The sequence below is a fragment of the Thermalbibacter longus genome (genome assembly GCF_023806485.1).
GTDB classification, from domain to species: domain Bacteria; phylum Chloroflexota; class Chloroflexia; order Thermomicrobiales; family Thermomicrobiaceae; genus Thermalbibacter; species Thermalbibacter longus.
Genome location: NZ_JAMSLR010000004.1, coordinates 334,153 through 355,382, shown reverse-complemented (window position 1 = coordinate 355,382; position 21,230 = coordinate 334,153). Strand labels below are relative to the sequence as shown.

The 21,230-nt window shown below is 65.8% G+C and carries 16 protein-coding genes; 9 read left to right on the top strand and 7 right to left on the bottom strand.

All coding sequences use genetic code 11. The annotated features are described in order from the left end of the window. Positions 1 to 96: 96 nt before the first annotated feature. Positions 97 to 1,989, bottom strand: a complete 1,893-nt coding sequence (locus NET02_RS08325; RefSeq protein WP_284056930.1) for a bifunctional homocysteine S-methyltransferase/methylenetetrahydrofolate reductase — start codon at positions 1,987 to 1,989, stop codon at positions 97 to 99. Positions 1,990 to 2,233: 244 nt separating this feature from the next. Here NET02_RS08325 and NET02_RS08320 point away from each other — a divergent pair, with 244 nt between their 5' ends. Continuing rightward, positions 2,234 to 2,824, top strand: coding sequence for an RNA polymerase sigma factor (locus tag NET02_RS08320; RefSeq protein ID WP_284056929.1), 591 nt, complete (start codon positions 2,234 to 2,236; stop codon positions 2,822 to 2,824). Positions 2,825 to 2,844: 20 nt separating this feature from the next. Beyond that, complete coding sequence (locus NET02_RS08315) at positions 2,845 to 4,413, top strand: zf-HC2 domain-containing protein (protein ID WP_284056928.1); 1,569 nt, start codon at positions 2,845 to 2,847, stop codon at positions 4,411 to 4,413. Positions 4,414 to 4,494: 81 nt separating this feature from the next. Here NET02_RS08315 and NET02_RS08310 read toward each other — a convergent pair whose 3' ends face one another. Continuing rightward, complete coding sequence (locus NET02_RS08310) at positions 4,495 to 5,436, bottom strand: CPBP family intramembrane glutamic endopeptidase (protein ID WP_284056927.1); 942 nt, start codon at positions 5,434 to 5,436, stop codon at positions 4,495 to 4,497. Between the two features lie 126 nt (positions 5,437 to 5,562). Between NET02_RS08310 and NET02_RS08305 the strand changes: the two genes are divergently transcribed. Continuing rightward, positions 5,563 to 6,423: a ParB/RepB/Spo0J family partition protein gene (locus NET02_RS08305; RefSeq protein WP_284056926.1), complete on the top strand. Its 861-nt coding sequence runs from the start codon at positions 5,563 to 5,565 to the stop codon at positions 6,421 to 6,423. A 44-nt stretch (positions 6,424 to 6,467) separates the two neighbouring features. On the opposite strand, the gene NET02_RS08300 is transcribed toward NET02_RS08305, so the two are convergent. The 3 genes from NET02_RS08300 to ald form a co-directional block, all read right to left on the bottom strand. Further along, positions 6,468 to 7,874 (bottom strand): glycine--tRNA ligase, encoded by a 1,407-nt coding sequence (locus NET02_RS08300; protein ID WP_284056925.1) that lies wholly within the window; start codon positions 7,872 to 7,874, stop codon positions 6,468 to 6,470. A gap of 108 nt (positions 7,875 to 7,982) precedes the next feature. Continuing rightward, positions 7,983 to 8,927, bottom strand: a complete 945-nt coding sequence (locus NET02_RS08295) for a tyrosine-type recombinase/integrase (protein WP_284056924.1) — start codon at positions 8,925 to 8,927, stop codon at positions 7,983 to 7,985. Positions 8,928 to 9,102: 175 nt separating this feature from the next. Further along, on the bottom strand, positions 9,103 to 10,215 hold the full coding sequence (gene ald / locus NET02_RS08290; RefSeq protein ID WP_284056923.1) for an alanine dehydrogenase: 1,113 nt from the start codon (positions 10,213 to 10,215) through the stop codon (positions 9,103 to 9,105). Positions 10,216 to 10,439: 224 nt separating this feature from the next. On the opposite strand from ald, the gene rseP reads away from it, so the two are divergent. The 4 genes from rseP (at position 10,440) to queG (ending at position 15,266) form a co-directional block, all read left to right on the top strand. Continuing rightward, positions 10,440 to 11,765 carry an RIP metalloprotease RseP gene (gene rseP / locus NET02_RS08285; protein ID WP_284056922.1) on the top strand — a complete coding sequence of 442 codons (1,326 nt, stop codon included), beginning with the start codon at positions 10,440 to 10,442 and terminating at the stop codon, positions 11,763 to 11,765. Between the two features lie 125 nt (positions 11,766 to 11,890). Continuing rightward, positions 11,891 to 13,051 (top strand): flavodoxin-dependent (E)-4-hydroxy-3-methylbut-2-enyl-diphosphate synthase, encoded by a 1,161-nt coding sequence (gene ispG / locus NET02_RS08280; RefSeq protein WP_284056921.1) that lies wholly within the window; start codon positions 11,891 to 11,893, stop codon positions 13,049 to 13,051. 26 nt (positions 13,052 to 13,077) lie between these two features. Continuing rightward, positions 13,078 to 14,052: a carbohydrate kinase family protein gene (locus NET02_RS08275; protein WP_284056920.1), complete on the top strand. Its 975-nt coding sequence runs from the start codon at positions 13,078 to 13,080 to the stop codon at positions 14,050 to 14,052. After that, complete coding sequence (gene queG, locus NET02_RS08270) at positions 14,049 to 15,266, top strand: tRNA epoxyqueuosine(34) reductase QueG (RefSeq protein ID WP_284056919.1); 1,218 nt, start codon at positions 14,049 to 14,051, stop codon at positions 15,264 to 15,266. Before NET02_RS08275 ends, queG begins: the two co-directional genes overlap by 4 nt. Before the next feature lie 53 nt (positions 15,267 to 15,319). Here queG and ppc read toward each other — a convergent pair whose 3' ends face one another. Continuing rightward, a complete protein-coding gene (gene ppc / locus NET02_RS08265) occupies positions 15,320 to 18,091 on the bottom strand; it encodes a phosphoenolpyruvate carboxylase (protein WP_284056918.1) in 2,772 nt (923 codons plus the stop codon). A 291-nt stretch (positions 18,092 to 18,382) separates the two neighbouring features. On the opposite strand from ppc, the gene NET02_RS08260 reads away from it, so the two are divergent. Then, positions 18,383 to 19,183 (top strand): type III pantothenate kinase, encoded by an 801-nt coding sequence (locus tag NET02_RS08260; protein ID WP_284056917.1) that lies wholly within the window; start codon positions 18,383 to 18,385, stop codon positions 19,181 to 19,183. Between the two features lie 70 nt (positions 19,184 to 19,253). Then, entirely contained in the window at positions 19,254 to 19,991 is a 738-nt protein-coding gene (locus NET02_RS08255; protein ID WP_284056916.1) for a metallophosphoesterase family protein, read from the top strand. A 5-nt stretch (positions 19,992 to 19,996) separates the two neighbouring features. Here NET02_RS08255 and NET02_RS08250 read toward each other — a convergent pair whose 3' ends face one another. Further along, positions 19,997 to 21,112 (bottom strand): M42 family metallopeptidase, encoded by a 1,116-nt coding sequence (locus tag NET02_RS08250; RefSeq protein ID WP_284056915.1) that lies wholly within the window; start codon positions 21,110 to 21,112, stop codon positions 19,997 to 19,999. Positions 21,113 to 21,230: the final 118 nt, after the last annotated feature.

Sequence of the window (21,230 nt, the reverse complement as noted above, 5' to 3'; positions counted from 1 at the left end):
CCCGGCCTGCCGGTACGCAGGCGCAAACACCCTAGCAGTATAGCAGAACGACCTCTTCACGATGCACCGGGCCTAAAGTTCAGCGCTCCGCTACGCTCACGAGGGCTGCCCTCCCGGCACTGCCGCCAGGAGCCGGCGATCCGGCAGGATCTCCAGAACCTCGGCCGCAACTTCGTAGCGCCCGAAGGAGGGCATGATGTATATCCCGTGAACGGCCTCGCGCGCCTCGAGCAGCAATTCCTGCGCCATCCGCACCCCTTCTCGCCGCCCCTCCGGGCCGGCCAGGCGCATGCGCTCGCGGGCCTCCTCGGTCAGCGTGATGCCTGGCACCTCGTTGTGCAGGAATTCAGCGTGCCGGTGACTCTGAAGGGGCAAGATGCCGAGCAGCACCGGAACTGGGATTGGGCCGTACCGCTCTTCGTAGCGGCGCAGGAAGTCAGTCCAAACGCTCAGCGCGAACACTGGTTGAGTCATCACGAGATCGGCACCGGCTTCGATCTTCCGGTGCAGCCGCTCGATCTCCTCGTCCAGGTTGGGCCGTGTCGGATCGCAGGCCACCGCCACAGTGAAGCTGGCCATCTGGCCAATCGAGGCTCCACCTACATCCATCCCCTGGTTGAACTGCTTGATGATCTTGACGAGGCCAATCGAGTCCACGTCGTAGACCGCCGTAGCCTGGGGATAGTTCCCCAGCGTCGGCGGGTCGCCAGTAAGCGCGATAATGTTGCGCACACCGAGCGCATGCGCGCCGATGAGATCCGACTGCAAACCCATGAGGTTCCGATCACGGGTGGTGAAGTGAAGGATCGTCTCGACCTCGACGTGCTGTTGAATCAACGCGCAGAGAGCGAGCGCGCTCATTCGCACGCGTGCCATCGGGCTGTCAGCCACGTTTATGAACTCGACGCCGGCTCCCTTGAGGAGCTGGGCACCAGCCAGCGCCTTGTGGGGATTCAGGCCCTTCGGGGGATCGATCTCGACGCTGACGACGAACTCCTTCCCTAGCTTCTGGGCCAGCCTGGTTGGCCCTTCCGCTGCAAGCAATTCACGCGGCCGGCGCGTCCGAACCTCGATCACGGCAGGGCGCCGGATATCTGGAATCTCCAGTACATCGAGCGCCTTGCGCATCGCCTGGATATGGGCCGGCGTGGTGCCGCAACAGCCACCGACGACGCTGACGCCCAGCGTGATGGCTTCGCGCGCGTAGTCGGCGAAGTAGTCGGGGGAGGCGGTGAAGATGACCCGGTTGCCGAGATGCCGGGGCCAACCTGCGTTCGGCTGACCAGCGAGCGGAATCGCGCCGCCGGATTCGCTGAGCATGTGCTTGAGCACTTCGAGTGTCGGCCGCGGCCCGACACTGCAGTTGACCCCGGCAACGGTCACTCCCAGCTCCATCAGGGTGTGAATGACCTCCTCCGGCGTATGCCCATGGATAGTCCGGCCGTCCGAGGCGAAGGTCATCTGGGCAACGATCGGCAAGTCACACACATCCCAGGCAGCCAAGACGGCCTGGCGCATCTCTTCGAGTTGGAAGATGGTCTCGATAATCAACAGGTCGACGCCGCCTTCCAGCAGCGCGCTGATCTGCTCGCGGTATGCGTCGCGCACCACCTCCGGAGGCGTCGTTCCGATCGGGGCCAATGTGCGTCCGGTTGGGCCGATTGAACCGGCGATGAGCACCGGCTGGCCAGTAATCTCTCGCGCCTCGCGGGCGTTGCGCGCTGCCTGCCGGTTAATTTGTCGCACCAGGTGAGAAAATCCGTGTGGCTCGAGCTTGAATCGGTTGGCGCCGAAGCTATTCGTCTCGATGATCTCAGCACCGGCCAGGATATAGTCGCGATGAATCTCGACCACCAGGCTGGGGTTGGACAGGTTGACTTCATCGAAACATGCGTCCAGCGGAACGCCACGCTCGTACAGTTGTGTCCCCATCGCACCATCGCAGAGAATCGGGCCGCGGGACAGCCGCTCGAGAAACGGGTGCGCCATGTCTTCACCTCCGGAATGCGAGCGTGGCCGCCGCCTCCATCGACGATCGGCGTCTCTCCCGATTCTAGCACCCTCGTTCGGGCGGCCAGCGAGTCCATCGGAAAGCCGAACTGGGGCGTACGTACAGTGATCTATTGACAACTCCGGTTCGATCGAGTAGGCTGATGCTGAAGCGAGACGACGCTGCATAGAACCGCAGAACCATTGACATCGTTGCACGTTTAAGGAAAGTGGAGGACGTGGCATGGACGGCTCGGCCGCCTTGTCCGCCGCCGAAGAGATCGGCTGGGTGAATCGCGCAAAGGAGGGCGACCAAGCCGCGTTCGAGGCGATCTTTCTCCGCTATGAACGGCCGATCTACCAGTTCATCTATCGCATGATGGGAAATGCCGAGGACGCGAGCGACCTGACACAAGAGTGCTTTATTCGAGCTTACCGGGCTTTGCCCCAGACGTCGGACGATCTGAATGTCTCAGCCTGGCTGCATCGGATTGCCGCGAACGCGTGTCTCGATGTTCTGCGCCGGCGAAAGCGCATTCGCTGGCTACCATGGGAGGGGCAAGGGCAACCGGATCTCCATCTCAACGGGCATCTGGAAGATCCGGAACGCGAGGCGATCCGCACTGAGACGCAAGAGCTGGTTCAGCGAGTGCTGACCCAGATGAACCCGCGGCACCGGCTCGCCCTCATCCTTCGGGAATACGAAGGGCTGTCCTGTGAGGAGATCGGGCAGATAATGGGCCTGTCGCGGTCGGCGGTGAAGTCGGTACTCTTTCGAGCACGGGAAGAGTTCCGGCGTATCTATCGAGCGGTGGAGGAAACGGCACCACCATGAAGTCCCGCGAGTGCGAGTCCATGAGGCCACTGATCTCGGCCTACATGGACGGGGAGCTGACCCCAACCGAGGAGGCACAGCTCCAACAGCATCTCGCAGAGTGTTCGCATTGTCGGAACCTGCTCGAAGAATATCGACAACTCCGCGACGGACTACGCTATCTGCCGCCGGCTGAGCCGCCCCCACAGCTCCGCCAGCAAGTTTGGCACGAGACCATCGAGCGCCCCCGAGCGGAGACCGGAAGGCGTCCCTTCTGGAATCTTCGTCCCCGGCTGAGCTTCAGTACCGCAGCGCTCAGTGTCGCCGTGCTCGTGATCCTCGCGCTCCTGCTCAGCCTCGGCTACCAGCGCGCCCTCCCGCCAGCCGTCGCAGGCTCTTCACCGAGAGACGGTCAACTCTGGCCGATCTACCAGCCTATCGAGATCACCTTCAACAAGCCGATGGATCACCAGTCGGTCATCGAGAATCTGCGCATCGCGCCGGCCGCCGAGCGCGATCGACTTCCGATTAGCTGGCGCGGAACGACCTTGATCATCGGAGCGGACGAGACGCAGCAAGTCTCGCTCCTCCCCGACACCGTGTACACGGTAGCGATTCTGGCTAGTGCCCAGGACCAGTGGGGACACCCGCTCGGCCAGGACTGGGTGCTGCGCTTCCACACGACGAGTGTGATCGCTGGCCACAACACTCCGACTCCGCCACCGGTCCCCACGGAGACGCCAGCCCCACCATCGCCGACCCCGAGCCCCGCGCAAGCTCAGGTGGAGCCAACACCGCCGCCGGCGCCGACGCCGACGTCTGCCCCAGCCCTAAGCACACCGCCCCAAACCCGGCAGCCGACACAGCAGCCTGTCGCTTCGACCGCGACCGCTACCACGCCTCCGCCACCGCCGGCACCGAGCCCCACGCCAGCAGCGACCCCGACGCCGGAACCAACGTCGACGCCAGAACCGACCCCAGCGCCTGAGCCGACTCCGACGCCTCAGGCCACTCCGGTGCCCGAAGCGACCCCGACGCCGGAGCTCACCGCCACGCCAGTGCCGGTGACGCCAGAGCCGATCCCGGTCACCGGCGCCTTCGGCCAGGTCTACTGGGGCAGCGAGCCGGTTCAGCAGAAGCTCGGGCAGCCGCTTGGCCATGCCTACACCGTGAGCGCTACCGAGATGGACTTCCAGCGGGGCCTGATGATCGAGCGGTTCGATACTGCCACGATCTACGTTCTGGTCGCCGATGGCACGTGGTTCCCGGTGCCCGATACGTGGACGCCCGACACCTGGCCAACCGCCCAGCAGGTCGAGCCGAACCTCTGGTCCCCAGGGGGCTACTTCGGCGCAGCCTGGCGTGATCAGGCACTTCAGCAGACACTGGGCTACGCAATCGAACCCGAGGCGCACCTGATGGCAGAGGGCGCGCGGATTCAGGAGTTCGAGCACGGTATCCTGCTGCTGAGCGATCGTGGCTTCGTCTACATGCTGCTCGAGAGCGGGACCTGGGAGCAGTTTCCGGCAACCGAGAAGCTCTCAGATACCACCAGCGGGTCAGAGGACGGCGCCATCCCGCTGGAGGCAACCGAGACGCCTACGCCCTAATCCCGAGTTCTCCGTCCGCCTCCAGCGAACCGGCCTATTGCGCAGCGTCCAAAACCCCTCACGCCGCGCTCGCCCAGCCCGTTAGGGAGCGAGATTCTGGAGCAGAATCGCCACGGCGTTGTAGGTGGCGTGCGTCAGAATGCAGGCAGTCGTCCCCAGGTAGCGGCGCTCGAGCCCGAGCAGCAAGCTGATGGCGAAGACCCCCGCCGTGATGATCGAGAGACCGTACTGAACGTGCACCAGGGTGAAGAGCGCCGATGTCAAGAGGATACCGTAGCGCGGTTGAATGGCGCCCCTGAACAGCGTCTCCTCCCCGACCCCGGCCGCAATGCTCACGGCAAGCGCTCCGCTCACCGAAGAGACATCCTGCGTCATCTGCACGAGCCGATCTTCGATCTCTCGAGCAAGCTCCGGCTGTAACCACTGCGTGAGCGCCCCCGCCGCGCCGGCAATGACGAACAGCGCCACCGTGAAGCCGAGCGCGGTCCCGGCCTGCACCCACGTGAGGCGAGTGAACCCTAACCGGCGGGCCGTCGATCCCCAGGTTCGCTCGATCCCCAATCCGACCGCGAGCGCGGCAACAGCGACGAGCGTGACCGACTGTCCCACGAGTTGAACCACCGACACCGGTGCCACGCGCAGATCGCTCGCGAGCCAGATCAATCCCGCCAGGTTCCCGGCGATCAGCGCCAGCAAGACCGCGAGGCCGACCTGGTCGGGAACCGACTCCGCATCGAAAGGGAGAAACCGCGCGAGTAGCCGGCGCACCGGCGCCACCAGCGCAAGCAACATCGCGACGCCGGTCATCGTGAGGGTATAGCCCGCCCCTTGAGCGAGGACGAGCGGCAATCGCGCGCCAGCAACCATGATCCCCAACCCAGCCACGACGAGCCCCAGCGCGATCGTCCAGAGCAGCGCCAGGAGCAGCAACCGAAGCAGACGATCGGTTCGTGCCCCACGAGCCCAGGCACTGAGCACTGCGCTGATCAGCGCGATCCCGACGAGCTGCGCGATCCAGTACATCGCCGTGTCCTCATCTACTTTGGCAGCCGGGTTGGCCGGCACGCGTCGGAGTATAGCCGTTGAGCCGGCTCGCTCGTGCTAGACTCAGGCTGGGCGTGGACCACTGGGTGAGGCAGGCAGATCGCTATGGCACAGCGACGAGGTGGACTAGGCCGAGGACTCGATGCGCTGATCCAGGGGCCGGCCAGCTCGAACGGCATTCAGGAGATCGATATCGACTCCATCGGCCCGAATCCCCGCCAACCCCGCCAGCGGATCGACGAGCAGGGGTTGGCCGAACTCGCCGACTCTATCCGCGCGCACGGAGTCATTCAGCCTGTCGTCGTGGCCCGGTCCAGCGGTGAGGTCCCCTACCAGCTCGTCGCCGGCGAGCGGCGCTGGCGCGCCGCGCGGCTCGCTGGGCTACGGACTATCCCGGCTATCGTACGGGACGCTAGCCCGCGTGATACCCTCGAGCTCGCTCTGATCGAGAACGTGCAGCGCGCTGACCTTACCCCGATCGAAGAGGCCCAGGCCTACCACGAGCTCATCGAGGAGTTCGGATTGACACAGGCCGAAATCGCGCAGCGCGTCGGCAAGAGCCGCGCAGCCGTCGCCAACACCCTCCGTCTACTCCAGGCTCCTGCACCGGTACAAGAAGCGCTCTCGGCCGGGCAGATTACTGAGGGCCACGCCCGCGCACTGCTTGGGCTCAGTCAAGCAGCCGACCAGCTCGCCGCGCTCGCAATCGTGATCCAGCAAGGATTGACCGTCCGCCAGACGGAAGAACTGGTTCGCCGCTGGCAGCGCGCGCCATCTCGTCGACCGCCGCGCCGCCCCCCGCCAGGCGAGGTGCAGCGCCTGGAGGAAGACCTCCAGCGCGCGCTCGGCACCCGGGTCGAACTGCGTCCAGGCAGGCACGGTGGCCGGCTCGTCATCCACTACTTCTCTGACGAGGAGCTCGATGCTCTCTACCGCCGGCTGGTCGGAGACCAAGCCGACGTGTAACCTGCCTGCACCCAATGGCAAGCAGGATCCCCGGCCCGGTGCCTTCAGGAAGCCGCCAGGCGCTGGCCCAGTTCCTCGACCAACCGGCTTATCGGGACCCGAACCTGCTCCATGGTATCCCGGTCACGAATCGTGACGGCACGATCCTCGAGCGTTTCGTAGTCGATGGTAATGCAGTACGGCGTACCGATCTCGTCTTGACGCCGGTAGCGACGGCCGATGCTCTGCGTCTCATCGTAGTCGACCATGAAGTGCTGGCGGAGCATGGCTGCCACATCGCGCGCGCGCTCCACCAGCTCCGGCTTGCGCATGAGCGGTAGCACCGCCGCCTTGTAGGGCGCAATCCGCGGATGAAAGCGAAGCACGACCCGCGTATACGGCTTGCCGTTCACGTCGACTGCAGGTTCCTCGTGGTAGGCATCGACGAGAAGGGCCAGAAAGAGCCGCTCCACGCCCATGGTCGGCTCGACCACATGCGGGATGAAGCGCTCGTTGCGCTCCTGGTCGAAGTAAGTCAGATCCTCCCCGCTGAACTCCTGGTGCCGACGCAGGTCGTAGTCGGTGCGGTAGGCAAGCCCGCACAGCTCCTTCCAACCGAAGGGGAAGGAGTATTCGAAATCGACCGTTCTTCTGGAATAGTGCGACAGCTCCTCAGGACCATGCTCCCGCATGCGAATCCGGTCGGCCCCGAGACCGATCCAGTTGAGGAAGCTGGCCATCTCAGCGAGCCAGTGCTCGAACGTCTCGGGCCAGGATTCCGGCCGGATGAAGTACTCGATCTCCATCTGCTCGAACTCGAGCAGCCGGAAGATGAAATTCCCCGGCGTGATCTCGTTCCGGAACGCCTTCCCGATCTGCCCTACCCCGAACGGGATCTTCACCCGGCTCGTCTGCAGAACCTGCTTGAAGTCGACGAAGATCGCCTGAGCCGTCTCGGGCCTCAGGTAGACCCGGGTGCTCTGTTCCTCCACCGGGCCGATGAAGGTGCGAAACATCAGGTTGAACTGTCGTACTGGTGTCCAGTCACGCCTGCCACAGACCGGGCAGGCAAGTTGGTGCTCCTGAATCGCCCGGCTCATGTCCTCCAGCGACAGGCCTTCGACCGAGATCTTCAACCGCTCCTCGAGGAGGGTATCGGCACGGAAGCGGCTCTTGCAGTTGCGACAGTCCACCAGGGGATCGTGGAATTCCTCGACGTGCCCCGACGCCTCCCACACGCGCGGATGCAGCAGAATGCCGCCGTCCAGGCCTACCATATCGTCCCGGCGCTGGATGAAGAACTCCCACCAGGCATTCTTGATGTTGCGCTTCACCTCGGCGCCGAGCGGGCCGAAATCCCAGGTGTTCGCCAATCCTCCGTAGATCTCGCTACCAGGAAAGACGAACCCACGGCGCTTCGCCAGTGAGGCGATCGTATCGAGACTCACGGTTGCCGGCTGACCTGCATTCATCGAGGCGCTCTCCCGTCGCGCGCGTTCGTTCGCATCACCGTTCCGCCCCTCGGCGTCCGGCACGAGGGGCGGAACAGACGCTCTCAGCAAGATGATACAGGTGTCGAGCTACTCGTGAGGGACGACAGTCACGCCCTGTGATACCGCCTCGGTGTAGGTCGAGGCGGAACCGGTCGACAGGTGACCATCTGGGCTGGTGGCTGCTTGCTGGAGCAACTGCTGGTACACCAGCGTCGTCGCCGGGCTGACGTGCCCGAGGATACGCTGTAGCTCGCGCAGTTCGCATCCCTGGCTGAGCGCGTGCAGCGCGAAGGAGTGGCGCAGCGTGTGCGGCGTTACCTCTGGGACACCGGCCTGATCCGCGTACTGCTTGAGGATCAGCCAGAATCCCTGCCGCGTCAAGCGGCTACCGCGGTGATTCAGGAAGAGCGCCGGCTCATCCGGCCGCTGCACGAGAAGCGGTCGACCTGTCTGCAGATACTCCTGCAAGGTCGCGATGGCCTCCGGGTTGAGTGGAACCCACCGCGGTCGCTCCGGGTTCCGGTTTACGCGGACCAGTCCCCGCTCCAGATCCACATCTTTGACATCGAGCGCGGTCAGCTCGCTGACCCGCATCCCTGTCGCGTAGAGCGTAACGAGCATCGCCCGATCGCGCAACCCCTCTGGCGAGGGATCGCTGGAAGCCGCGGTGATCAGCGCCGTGACTTCCTCAGGGGTGATGGCTCGCGGGGTAAAGCGCCCGACCTTCGGCGACGGCAGCCGATCAGCCGGGTTGATCGCCAGAATGCCCTGCTCCTTGAGGAACTGGCAGAAAGACTTCACCGCTGCCAGCTTGCGGGCGACTGTCGTCTCGGCATACTGCCGCTGGCGCAGGTAAGCAATGAAGTCGCCCAGCTCCGCTGGCGAGAGGTCAGCCCAGGAACCCAGGCCGTACGCGCTTCCGAGGAACGTAGCGAACTGCTCGAGGTCGTTGCGGTAGGCAGCAACCGTGTTGGCAGACAGGCCACGCTCCTTACCGACCGAGACCAGGAATGTGTCGATGTGCTCTCGCATCCGTCCCCTCCAGCTACCCCCCTACGGTCGACCGCACCCTTCCTTCTCCTGAGCAAAATCGATCATCGGGCAACCTCGCCTCACCCAAAATAGCCACAACCGGTTCCGAACATGCGAACTATTACGATCATGCAGCAGACCAAGCCACTGCCCAGACTCTCGATCTTCCCACATTCTAGAGCATTTCGTCAAGCGGTGCGTACGAAATACCAAATGCCTCGGCGACCGACGGGTGCGTGATCTGGCCACGGAAAACGTTGACCCCCTTGGCAAGCGCCGGATCACGACGGACTGCCTCAACGAAGCCCAGATCCGCCAGCTTCAGCCCGTAGGGCAGCGTCGCGTTGCTCAGCGCGAAGGTGCTCGTACGCGGCACCGCGCCCGGCATATTGGTGACGCAGTAGTGGATCACTCCGTGCTCTGCATAGACCGGGTCACTGTGCGTCGTCGGACGGGCGGTCTCGATACACCCCCCCTGGTCGATCGAGACGTCTACCACCACCGCCCCCGGCCGCATCGCTGCGACCATCTGGCGCGTCACCAGCTTCGGTGCACGGGCACCCGGAATCAGTACCCCGCCGATCACCAGATCCGCCTGGCAAACGACATCAGCGATGTTCTGTTGATTCGACATCAAGGTGTGGAAGCGACCATGGAGCACGTGATCGAGATAGCGCAAGCGATCCACATTGATGTCGAGCAGTGTCACGTTCGCTCCCAGTCCGAGCGCCATCTGAGCCGCGTTCGTTCCGACGATTCCACCACCCAGCACGGCCACGTTCGCCGGTAGCACGCCGGCGACACCACCGAGCAAGACACCGCGCCCACCGTTGGATCTCATCAAATAGAAGGCCCCGACCTGGACCGCCAGCCGGCCGGCGACTTCGCTCATCGGAGCCAGCAGCGGCAAGGAACCGTCGGCGAGCTGCACCGTCTCATAGGCGATCGCAGTCACCTCCTTCTCCATCAGGATGCGGGTCAACGTTTCATCCGCTGCCAGATGCAGATAGGTGTACAGGATCAAGCCGGGTCGCAGCAGAGGGTACTCAGGCTCGATCGGCTCCTTCACTTTTACGACCATATCGGCCTGCGACCATACATCCGCGGCTGATTCAACAATAGTCGCCCCGGCGGCGCGGTACTCGTCATCCGTGAAGCCGCTGCCCGCGCCCGCCCCCGATTCGACGAGCACCTGGTGCCCGTGCCGCACGTACTCTCGAACGCCATGCGGCGTGGTGGACACGCGGTTCTCTGCGTCCTTGACCTCTTTCGGCACTCCGACAATCATGCCGGTCACTCCTCTATCGTACGACACGCACATAATAATCGGAACCCGGGAGGCTGTCCATACGCCTCACTCGGCACACCGGGAGTTATTGTCCGGCATGCCCCAGCTAGTGGCAAGAGCCACCGAATTGTACTGTCGACATTGACGTGTCTTAACCAGCTCGCTACAGTTAGGGAACCGCTGCCGAGGCCGGTGGCGAACAAGGAGGACTTCGAGGCGAACCGGTGACAGCAACCGCGCTCTACATTATCCCGATCCTGGCCATCCTCATCCTGGTACATGAGCTGGGCCACTTCCTAGCCGCCCGTTTGTTCGGAATCAAGGTTCTCGAGTTCGGCATCGGCCTGCCGCCGCGAGTCATCGGTATCAGGCGGGGGGATGTTCTCTACTCGATCAATTTGATCCCGATCGGCGGCTTCGTGCGCGTTGTCGGCGAGGATAGCCGTAGCCTCGAGCCTGGGAGCCTGCAGACGAAATCTCGTCCCCAACGTGCCGTATTCTTCGCCGCCGGCGCGTTCATGAATCTCCTGCTCGCGATGGTGCTGATGATGGTCCTAGTGGCAGCCCAGGGCAAGCCGGAGCTGCGGGTCTATGTCGCCGAAGTCGCTCCCGACTCACCTGCCGCCGAAGCTGGCTGGCAGCCTGGCGACCGGTTCGTCGAAGTCGCTGGCCGGCAGGTCGAATCGGTGGAGCAACTGCTCGAAATCACCGACCAGCACGCCGGCCGCCCGATGCCGGTTACCTTGCTCCGAGCGGGGCAAACGATCGAGACGGTGGTCGTGCCACGAAGGGATCCGCCGCCGGGGCAGGGACGCACCGGGATCAGGGTCACCGAGGCGGCCCGAGCCCGGATCAGCGTAGCGGAGGTCGAGGCCCTCTCGCCCGCCCAGGCAGCCGGTCTCGAGCCAGGGGACGAGCTGCGCCGGGTCGGCGACTATCAGATCGAGGACGCGGCGATCTACTGGCTCGCGCTCGAGCACTATGCCGGAACGACTGTGCCGGTAACTATCGTGCGCGATGGCCAGGAGATGACTGTGGAGATGGCGGTACCGGCCGAGGTTCCGGCCGAGAGCCAGATCCACGCCGGGTTGCTCATCCGGCAAGACATCTTCTCGCGGCCGGTACCGTGGTGGGAAGTACCGCTCCGCGGTGTCGAGCAGACCTTCGCCACGCTGCTCATGATGTTCCAAGCGCTCGGGATGCTCCTGCGCGGCGAGGCCTCGCTCAGCGGCATTGCCGGGCCAATCGGCATGGGACAGCTCACGTCCGAGATTCTGGCGATCAGCCCGGAGCCGATCTGGATCACGCTCGTCAACCTGACCGTCCTGCTTTCCTTGAACCTGGCTGTGCTCAACCTGATCCCCTTCCCGGCGCTCGACGGCGGCCGCTTGCTCTTCGTCTTGATCGAAGCTATCCGCGGTCGACGTATTGCGCCGGAGAAGGAAGGGCTGGTGCACCTTATCGGATTCGTTCTTCTCCTCACCTTCATGTTCGTGATCGCGTTCGTCGACATCGGGCGCCTGATCAGCGGTGAGCCTCTCATCCGCTGATGCCTGCCAGGCGGCGCCTATTTCTCTACCACCCTGGTGAGAAAACACAGTAGCCCGACTCGACAGCCGTTCCTGGTCAGGGCAAACTTACTCCGGCGTAACCTGTTTGGGAGGACATGCGCGCGATGGCATACCAGCGAAGGAAGTCTCGACCGGTTTGGGTCGGCAATGTGCAGATTGGCGGGGACGCACCTATCGTCGTCCAGTCGATGACGACGGCCGATACGCGCGATCCCGAGGCGACGCTTCGACAGATCCACGAGCTTGCCGACGCCGGCTGCGAGATCGTCCGGCTCGCCGTGCCGGATCGGGTGGCGGCGGCAGCGCTACCGGAGATCGTCCCGTATTCGCCCGTGCCACTGGTGGCGGATATCCACTTCGAGCACACCCTGGCACTGAAGGCGTTGGACGCAGGGATCCACAAGCTTCGCCTCAACCCCGGCAACATCCGCAAGCCCGAGGATGTTCGCGAGGTGGTACGCAAGGCGAAAGAGCGGGGCGTGCCGATCCGGATCGGTGTCAACTTCGGCTCGCTGCCACCGATGACCCGTGAATTCGTCGACGAGATGGCAGCGCAGAACGCCACGCATACCGAGCTCATTGCGGAGCACATGGTGCGCACCGCGCTGGGACACGTGCGAATCCTCGAAGACCTGGACTTCGGCGACATCGTCATCTCGCTCAAAGCATTCGAGGTTCCGGTGATGGTCGAGGCATACCGGCGGATGGCCCGTCTGGTGGATTACCCGCTCCATCTCGGTGTGACCGAAGCGGGCACCCCCAAGGCGGGAGCGATCCGCTCGGCGGTCGGTATCGGCACACTGCTCGCTGAGGGGATAGGGGACACGATTCGCGTGTCGCTGGCGACCGATCCTGTCGAGGAGGTGTACGTCGCCTACGAGATCCTCAAGAGCCTCGACCTGCGGCAGCACGGAGCCACTCTCGTCGCCTGCCCCACCTGCGGCCGCGTCGAGGTCGATCTCTTCAAGCTGGCCAACGAGATCGACGAGTACCTGAAGACGATCAAGGAGCCGATCAAGGTCGCGGTGATGGGCTGTGTCGTCAACGGACCGGGAGAGGCCCGCGACTCGGATGTCGGCGTCGCTGCCGGCCGCGGCAAGGGCGTCATCTTCCGCAAAGGCAAGATTGTGCGAAAGGTCGAAGAGCAGGAGATCGTCCCAGCGCTCAAGGAAGAGATCCAGCTCGTCCTCGCGGAGCGGGCGGCAGGTGTGCCGGCAGTCGAAACGGGTCATCGCCGGATCTCGGTGCCGGTCGTTGACGCGTGAGCCTGGTCTCGCCATGGCAGGGCGGCATGGAACCCACGAGGTCGTCAAATCGAACCGATCGCGTCGCCGCCATCGGCCTGGCATCCTGGGACCGCTTCCTGGTTCTAGACCGTAGCCCGCGGCCTGGCTCCTACGCTATCGTCACCCACCGCGAGGAGCAATCCGGCGGCACCACGAGCAACCTCTGCGCCGCGCTCTGCAGGCTCGGTGTCTCCGTCACGCTAGCAGCCGCCGTCGGCGACGACGCCGAGGGGCAGATCCTGCTCCAGGATTTGGCAGCAGAGGGCTGCGACGTCCGCCATGTGCGGGTCAAACAGGGCATCCCCACCGACGCCTGCTTTATCCTGGTCGCTCCCGGCGAGGACGGAACCGACCGCACCATCCTGTGGGAGCAAGGTGCCCGGCTCCAGCTCGGTGACCCGCTGCCGATCGACGAGCTCTTTCAGCACGACCTGGTCGTCGTCGATGTCGACGACCCGAAGCTGCGGCAATTCCTCGTTGACCTGCCGGCGCATGTCGCACCTCGCACGCAGATGATCGGCCCGCTGGTCTACCTGACCGAACTGCAGCCGGAGCAGGGGCTCCGCTTGGCCCTTCAGCATGACGTCATCGTCGGCAACGACGACGAGCTGTGCTATCTGGCCGGAACTGACCAGTTAGACGTGGCCATCGAGCGTCTGCGGGCGCTCATGCCGCTCCACGTGACTCGCCTGGCGGCGATTAGCCGGGGAGCTGAGGGATGCGTCATTGTGACGCGCCGTGACATCACTCCCGTCCCCGCCTTCGAAGTCCCGGTGGTCGACACCACGGGTGCTGGTGATGCCTTCGCGGCCGGCATCGTCTACGGGCTGCTGCGTCGCTGGGAGCCGGCGCGCCTGGGGCAGTTCGCCAACGCGATGGGCGCGCTGGCCGTGCGCGCGCTCGGCGCCCGAGCCGGCTTGCCGACGCTCCCCGAAGTGGAAGCCTTCATCGCGGCCTCGGAGGCAAGGAGCCCACGATGAAGGCGCTCACGAGGGATCGGCTCCAGGAACTCGCCCGCCAGGCCGGCCTGGCCGTCAGCGCTGTCACGACGGCCGACGCCTTTCCGGAGACCGCCGGGGTGCTCGTCGAGCGCATCCGCGAGGGCCACATGGCCGGTCTCGACTGGTTCACCGAGGACCGGGCGCGCTTCTCCGCCGATCCGCGCAATCTGCACCCTACCGCCAGGAGCATCATCAGCGTCGGCGTGCCGTACTGGCAGCCCGATATCCAACCCCCTCAGGACGATGTGCCGCGTGGTCGTATCTCCCGCTATGCCTGGGGACGCGACTATCACAAGACGCTGCGCGCGAGGATGGAGCGGCTGCACGCGCTCCTCGAAGCCGAGCTAGGCCGGCCGATCGAAGCTCGCTTCCTGGTCGACACCGCCCGCATCGTTGACCGTGCCGCGGCCGCCCGCGCCGGCCTCGGCTGGTACGGCAAGAACACGATGGTGCTGGTGCCCGGCTATGGCTCGTGGGTCATGTTAGGGGAGCTCGTCGTCGACGTGGAGATCGAGCCGGACGCTCCGCTCCGCCCGCGGTGTGGCCGCTGCACCGCCTGCATCGACGTCTGCCCTACGGGCGCGCTGGTCGGGCCCTACACACTGCACACCCCACGCTGCATCTCGTTCTTGACCATCGAGCTCCGCGGCCCGATCCCGCGCGAGCTCCGTCCGCTCATGGGCAACTGGGTCTTCGGCTGCGACCTCTGCCAGGAAATCTGCCCGTACACCGTCGCGGCGCGCCCCGTGGCCGACCCCGACTTTCGACCCGAACGTATCGAGCACTGCTTCCCGGCACTCGACTGGCTGCTGCGGATGACCGAGGAGGAGTTCCGCGAGGTCTATCGCGGCCGGGCCGTGCTGCGCGCCAAGCGCTCCGGCCTGGCCCGCAACGCCGCGGTCGCGCTCGGCAACATCGGGCGGCCCTCCGACCTCGCGATCCTGGAAGAGACGCTTACCCGTTACGACCTGCCGCTCGTTCGTGGCCATGCGGCCTGGGCCATGGCCCGGATCGACCCCGGAGCGGCCCGCCCTGCGCTCCTGGCTGCGCTGGAGCGCGAGACGGATCCGTACGTCCGAGACGAGATCCGGCAAGCCATCGAAGCACCTCCGCCGCCCCGCGACCCTAGGCCTCCGTTCACCGTCCAGCCCGTCCGTCTCCTCAGGCGCCGCTCACCGGCTCCCGCTCGATAGGTGTCCCCAGCGTGCCCAGGCGGCGAACCTGATCCTGCGCACCGGCCGCCATTTCAGCCAGTGACCTGCAGCCCAGCAGCGATGCCGTTGATACTGTGATGGATTGCGTCGAGCAGGCGGGCACGCTCAGCGGGTGACCCTTCAGGCGGGAGCGACCGGTAGCGACGCAGCAGCGCGATGTGGGCCAGGTGAAGGGCATCGACGTAGGGGTTGCGCAGCTTGATGAGCCGTGAAAGGACGGTCGCACGTTCGAGCAGGGAGCGCTGCTCGGAGATCTCCAGTATCGCAGCCACGCTCCGGTGGTACTCGGAGACGATCCGCTCGAACAGGGCCCGCCCATCGCCGGCAAGCGTCGCGTACAGGCGCGCGCACGAGAGGTCGGCCGTCGCCAGGCTGATCTGCGCATTGTCCAGCACGGCGGCGAAGAACGGCCATCCGTGGTACATCGCGCGCAGCCGGTCGAGCCCCCCACACTCGATCTCGGCGCCGAGTGCCGTGCCCAGGCCGAACCAACCAGGCAGGTTGATTCGTGCCTGCGTCCAACTGAAGACCCAGGGGATGGCACGCAAGTCCTCTAGCCGGAGCCCGCTGTCCCGCCCAAACGAGCGCGTCACCGGGCGCGAGGCCAGGTTCAGCGTCCCAAGCTCAGGGAACGGCGTGATTTGGGTGAAGAGCTCTAGAAATCCCGGCGTCCCCTTGACGAGCTCTTCGTAGGCCTGCTGGGATACCCCAGCTAGCCGCTCCATCACCTCGACCCATTCGCCTGGTGGCTGGGGCCGATCGCGCTCGAGTGCGGAGAGCAGCAGTGCGTGGACGACCTGCTCGAGATGCCGCTCGGCGATCGCGGGATCGAGGTAGCGGGAGAAGACGACCTCTCCTTGCTCTGTGACCTTCAGCGTGAGCAAGCGTGCCTCGGGCGGCCGTGCCAGGATCGCTCGACCCATTGGCCCGCCACCGCGCCCGATCGCCCCACCGCGACCGTGGAAGATGATGAGCTCCACCCCAGCGGCCGCGGCGACCTGGGCCAGTGCTTGTTGAGCACGGTAGATGCGCCAGTTCGAGGCGAGATAGCCGCCGTCCTTGTTGCTGTCAGAGTAGCCGACCATCACCTGCTGCCGGGCACCGCGCGCCTCCAGCGCGGCCCGGTAGGGCTCGATCGCCAGAAGACACGCGAGCACGTCCCCGCAGCGATCCAGCTCCTCGATCTGCTCGAAGAGGGGGACGATGTCGAGCGTGCTCCAGGCCCGCCCTCGTCCGCCCTCCCAGCCGACCAGCCCACACGCCCGAGCTAGGAAGAGCACGTTGAGCACGTCGCTCGGTGCCCGGGTCATCGAGATGACGTAGGTCTGGCAGGCACGCAGACCGTGCAAGCGCTGGATCTCGGCGATGGTCTCGAAGGTCTCGAGCACCTCACGCGTCTCCGGCGAGAGCGCCTCGCGCGGCAGCGCCAGCGGCGGCGCTGCCAGCCACTCCACAAGGAGTCGCTGCCGGCTCTTCTCGTCGAGCGCCAGGTAGCCGGGGAAGCCGGCCAGCCCGAGCAGCTCCGCCACCGCCTCAGTATGCCGAGTGGCGTGCTGCCGCACCTCCAATTCAGCGAGGTGAAATCCGAACAGCTCGACGCGGCGGATCAGGTCGCGCAGCCCGCCGGCGGCGATACGCCCTCCCCGGTGCCTTTCCAGGCTCTGCTGCACCTGGCGCAGGTCCGCCAGAAACTCCTCAGGGGACCCGTACGCGCCAGGCTGCCCGAGCTCCGTGCGGCGCAGGCGCTCGGCGATCAACCCCAGCTTGCGCCGATACGGCTCATCGGCCCAGGCCCGCACCGGTTGCAGGCCAAGGGCATCTCGATCTCGCTCGATCGCTTCCAGCAGCTCAGACGAGGCCCCCACCAGCCGCTGCGAGACGCTCAGGTCGTGCCCCAGACGCTGCACCTCATCCTGGTAGCGGCGGAGAATCGCGGCACGCGCCAGTTGCACCGCAGCGCGGGTGACCGCGGGCGTCACCGCCGGGTTGCCGTCGCGGTCACCACCCACCCATGATCCGAAGCGAAGCATGCCGGGAGCCTCGAGCGGGCCGACCTCCGGGTAGCCCCGAGCCAGAGCAGTCTCTAGTGCGCGCCAGAACGCGGGCACCATCTCGTAGATCGGGCCGGCGAGGACCGCGAGCACGCTGCGTACCTCGTCCAGCACGCTGGGGCGCTCCGCCCTGGCCTCGGCCGTCTGCCAGATCAGTGTGATCCGGGCACGCAGCTCTTCCAGTAGCCGGCTACGCTCGCGCTCTGTGAGCCGGCGATCGTCGAGGGCGGCGATTAGCCTCCCTGCCTGCTCGAGGTGGTGCAGCAGAGTGCGTCGCCGGGTCTCCGATGGGTGTGCCGTGAAGACCGGGTAGACCTGGAGGCGCTGCAGCGCAGCCTGAACTGCCGCGGGTTCGACCCCTCGCTCGCGCAGTGTCGCCAGCGCCGCCTCAACCGACTCGTGCAGCGGCGGATCGACCCGCTCGCGCTCACGCAGCGTTCGGATACGGTGGTGCTGCTCAGCCAGATTGATCAGGTGGAAGTAGACGCTGAACGCTCGTACCAGTTGCAGCAGCCGCTCGGTCGGCTGTGCCTCGGCCCAGGCCAGGAGATCCGCCAAATCAGCCCGATGGCCGACGCTGCCCGACCGCAGCGCGATCGTCGCCTTGCGCAGGTGCTCTACAGCCGCAAAGAGCTCCTCACCCCCCTGCTCCCGCAGCACCTCACCGAGCAGCGAGCCCAACAGGCTCACATTCTGCCGCAGGCCTTCGATCGGCTCGGCACGCGATGCCGCAGGCCCGTCTTGGGCTGCCACTCTGGGCACGGGCGCCTGGCTGGAGCCTGTTCCCCTCTCCTTCTCCACCATTCCACCCTTGATCGCATGTGAAGCGCAAGTCGATTCGTCTCCCGGCGGCACAGAACTCTTGCCGTTGTGGTGTGCTCGACGAGCGTACCACCTCAGGCCATCCGGCGACAAAGCGCGGGCAAAGTGGCAGCGGCACGCGGGACTGAATCTCCAGTACAATGCAGGCAGAGCTGTGTCGTTCCGGGCCGTAAAGCGGAAGTCCCAGCCTGTGCCCATGACCTCGGACACTGGAGGGCCGCTGTGCTCCTGGCGATCGATGTGGGCAACACGAATGTCGTCTTCGGCCTGTTCGCGGGCGACGAGATCCGTGCCCGCTGGCGCCTCGCAACCGTGCGCGACCGGATGCCGGACGAGTGGTGGGCGGTGCTGACGACGCTCGCCGCTGACGAGGGCCTCGACCTGCGCCAGGTGAACGCGATCGCGCTCGCGAGCGTCGTGCCCCCGCTGACGACCGCGCTGGCCGAAATGGCGCGGGCACGGCTCGGCGTCGAGCCGCTAGTGGTCAACGGAGCGCTCGACTTCGGCTTCCCCATCCTGGCCGACTACCCGGCCGAAGTCGGCGCCGACCGGATCTGCAACGCCGTCGCGGCTTTCGAACTCTTCGGCGCGCCGTCGGTGGTGATCGATTTCGGCACCGGTACCAACTTCGACGTCGTCGGCCCGGAGGGGGGTTACATCGGCGGGGCCATCGCGCCGGGCGTGGCGGTCGCCCTCGACGCGCTGGTCAGCCGCGCGGCCCGTCTAGTGGGCGTCGAGCTGAAAGCACCGCGACGAGCGATCGGGCGGAACACGATCGAGTGCCTGCAAGCCGGCACCGTCCTCGGCTACGCCGACCTGGTCTCGGGACTGATCCGTCGTATCAGCGCCGAGTTGCCATCGCCGCCACGAGTCGTCGCCACCGGCGGGCTCGGCCAGTTGATGGCCCCGTTAATCCCGGAGATCGAACGCTACGAGCCCGATCTGACGTTGATCGGCCTGAGGCTCATCCACGATCGGGTGGCTGCCCAGCGGGCGAGCGGGTCAGTAGCGGCCCGGAGCTAGCCGGCGCGGCTCCCCGGCAGCCGCTCGCCGTTGCCAGGATTCGGCTTGCGCAATGCGAGGAGGGCAGACGTTGTTGATCGCCCTCATCGCCGATATTCACGGCAACGCGGTCGCGCTGGAGCGCGTACTGGCAGAGCTGGAGCGCGAGCGACCAGATCGAGTCGTCTGCCTCGGAGACGTGGCAGCCACCGGGCCGCAGCCACGCGAGGCCATCGCGCTGCTGCGGGCAACCGGCTGCCCGGTCGTCCTGGGCAACGCTGACGAGTGGTTGCTGACACCGCAGTTCTCCCCGAACCCGGACGAAGTGACCGCCAAGATCGAGGAGATCGACGCCTGGTGTCGGGAGCAGCTCGGCCCTGAGCATCTAGACTACCTGCGCGGGTTCCGCTCGACGATCGAGATCCCGCTCGATAAGCGGACGGTGCTCCTCTGCTGCCACGGTTCGCCCCGCTCCAACACGGAGGCGATGCGCTCGGCCACGCCAGACGCCGAACTCGGCGCGATGCTCGACAGAGTCCAGGCAACGATCGTCGCCTGCGGGCACACGCACGAGCAGTTGCTGCGCCGCTTCGGCGAGCTAATCCTGCTCAACCCGGGCAGCGTCGGCCTGCCTTTCCAGGTCGACCGGCAGACGGGTACGGTACGTAACCCAGCCTGGGCCGAGTACGCGCTCATCCGCTGGCAGTCCGGAGCGCTGGGGATCGAGCTGCGCCGCGTGCCCGTCGACGCGAGGACCGTGATTGCAGCAGCCCTCGCCAGCGGTATGCCCCACGCCGAGTGGTGGGCAGCCGATTGGGAGACCCTCTGACAGGCTTAGCCCCACTCGCTTGCCAGGAAGTCGAGGCTCACCTCGCTGTCGAAGCGCTGGACAGCAGCCTCGAGCAGGGCCAGCGTCGCGGACACATCGTTCAGGTCCAGCGTCTCCACCGGGCTATGCGCGTAGCGGCGCGGTATGTTCACCACCCCGGCCGGAATGCCTCCCCGTACCAGATGGACGGCGGCGACGTCGGAGGTACTCCTAGGGAAGAGCGCTGGTTGGATCGGTACCCCCGCTTCCTCGGCCACACCCAGAAGGAAGTCGCGCATCGCCGGGTTGGCCAGGTGGCCATGCGTGCTCCCCATGCCACTCGCCAGTGCCAGCACCGGCCCAGCCCCGATCTTGATCCCGAGATCCCGATAATAGTCGACGTCGGGTGTTCCACCCGCCGGGATCGTGTCCACCACGATGGCAGCCGTGGGAGCCAGACGGTAGGTCGCCATCTGCGCGCCGCGCAGCCCCACCTCTTCCTGGACGGTAACGACCGCCGTCAGCGTGCAGGGCAATTCAACGCCGGCCAGCCGCTCCAACAGGAGCACGAGCACAGCGCAGGACACCCGGTTGTCGAGCGCCTTGCCTGAGATCCGGTCGGAGTTTGCCAGCTCCTCGACCGGCTCGTCGTAGGCTACCGCGTCGCCCACGCGGATGCCGAGAGCGCGCACCGCCTCGGCGGTGTCGAAACCCAGGTCGACGTATAGCTCGCGCAGCCCGGGTACCCGGTTGCGCTCCTCGGGCGTCTGCAAGTGGCCCGCCTTCACGCCGATGACGCCCCGATATCCCCGCACGCGCACGTGCCGGCCGACCAGCAGGCTCTCGATTACCCCGCCTACCTTTTCCAAGCGGAGGAAGCCATCGGGTTCGATGCTCTTGACCAGAAGGCCGATCTCGTCGGAGTGCGCTGACACCATCAGGTGGGGCGCCGGCTCACGCGCGATGCGCGTGGCGAACAGATTCCCGTAGCTATCCACCTCGAGCCGGTCGACCAGCGGCCGGAGCAACTCGACGAGCCGGGCGACAACCGGTTGCTCATGGCCGGAGACCCCGTCGATCGCGGCGAGCTCGAGCGTAAGATCGCGGATTCGCCGCTTGAGTGCCACCGTCTCTTCTCCCATCCTCTGTTCCCTCTTCGTCGCCGCCGCCACTCAGCGGGCTATAATACGCGGTGCAGGCTGCGAAGCATCAGGGGTTAGACGTGTGGAGGAAGCGGTCACCCCATGAGAGGCTAACCGT

Coding starts and splice junctions, on each gene's coding strand:
- NET02_RS08300 (WP_284056925.1), bottom strand. CDS start 7,874: ATGAATGCAGGTCAGCCGGCAACCGTGAGTCTCGATACGATCGCCTCA.
- NET02_RS08250 (WP_284056915.1), bottom strand. CDS start 21,112: ATGGGAGAAGAGACGGTGGCACTCAAGCGGCGAATCCGCGATCTTACG.
- NET02_RS08275 (WP_284056920.1), top strand. CDS start 13,078: ATGGAACCCACGAGGTCGTCAAATCGAACCGATCGCGTCGCCGCCATC.
- ispG (WP_284056921.1), top strand. CDS start 11,891: ATGGCATACCAGCGAAGGAAGTCTCGACCGGTTTGGGTCGGCAATGTG.
- NET02_RS08305 (WP_284056926.1), top strand. CDS start 5,563: ATGGCACAGCGACGAGGTGGACTAGGCCGAGGACTCGATGCGCTGATC.
- ald (WP_284056923.1), bottom strand. CDS start 10,215: ATGATTGTCGGAGTGCCGAAAGAGGTCAAGGACGCAGAGAACCGCGTG.
- NET02_RS08310 (WP_284056927.1), bottom strand. CDS start 5,436: ATGTACTGGATCGCGCAGCTCGTCGGGATCGCGCTGATCAGCGCAGTG.
- NET02_RS08325 (WP_284056930.1), bottom strand. CDS start 1,989: ATGGCGCACCCGTTTCTCGAGCGGCTGTCCCGCGGCCCGATTCTCTGC.
- NET02_RS08295 (WP_284056924.1), bottom strand. CDS start 8,927: ATGCGAGAGCACATCGACACATTCCTGGTCTCGGTCGGTAAGGAGCGT.
- NET02_RS08320 (WP_284056929.1), top strand. CDS start 2,234: ATGGACGGCTCGGCCGCCTTGTCCGCCGCCGAAGAGATCGGCTGGGTG.
- queG (WP_284056919.1), top strand. CDS start 14,049: ATGAAGGCGCTCACGAGGGATCGGCTCCAGGAACTCGCCCGCCAGGCC.
- NET02_RS08315 (WP_284056928.1), top strand. CDS start 2,845: ATGAGGCCACTGATCTCGGCCTACATGGACGGGGAGCTGACCCCAACC.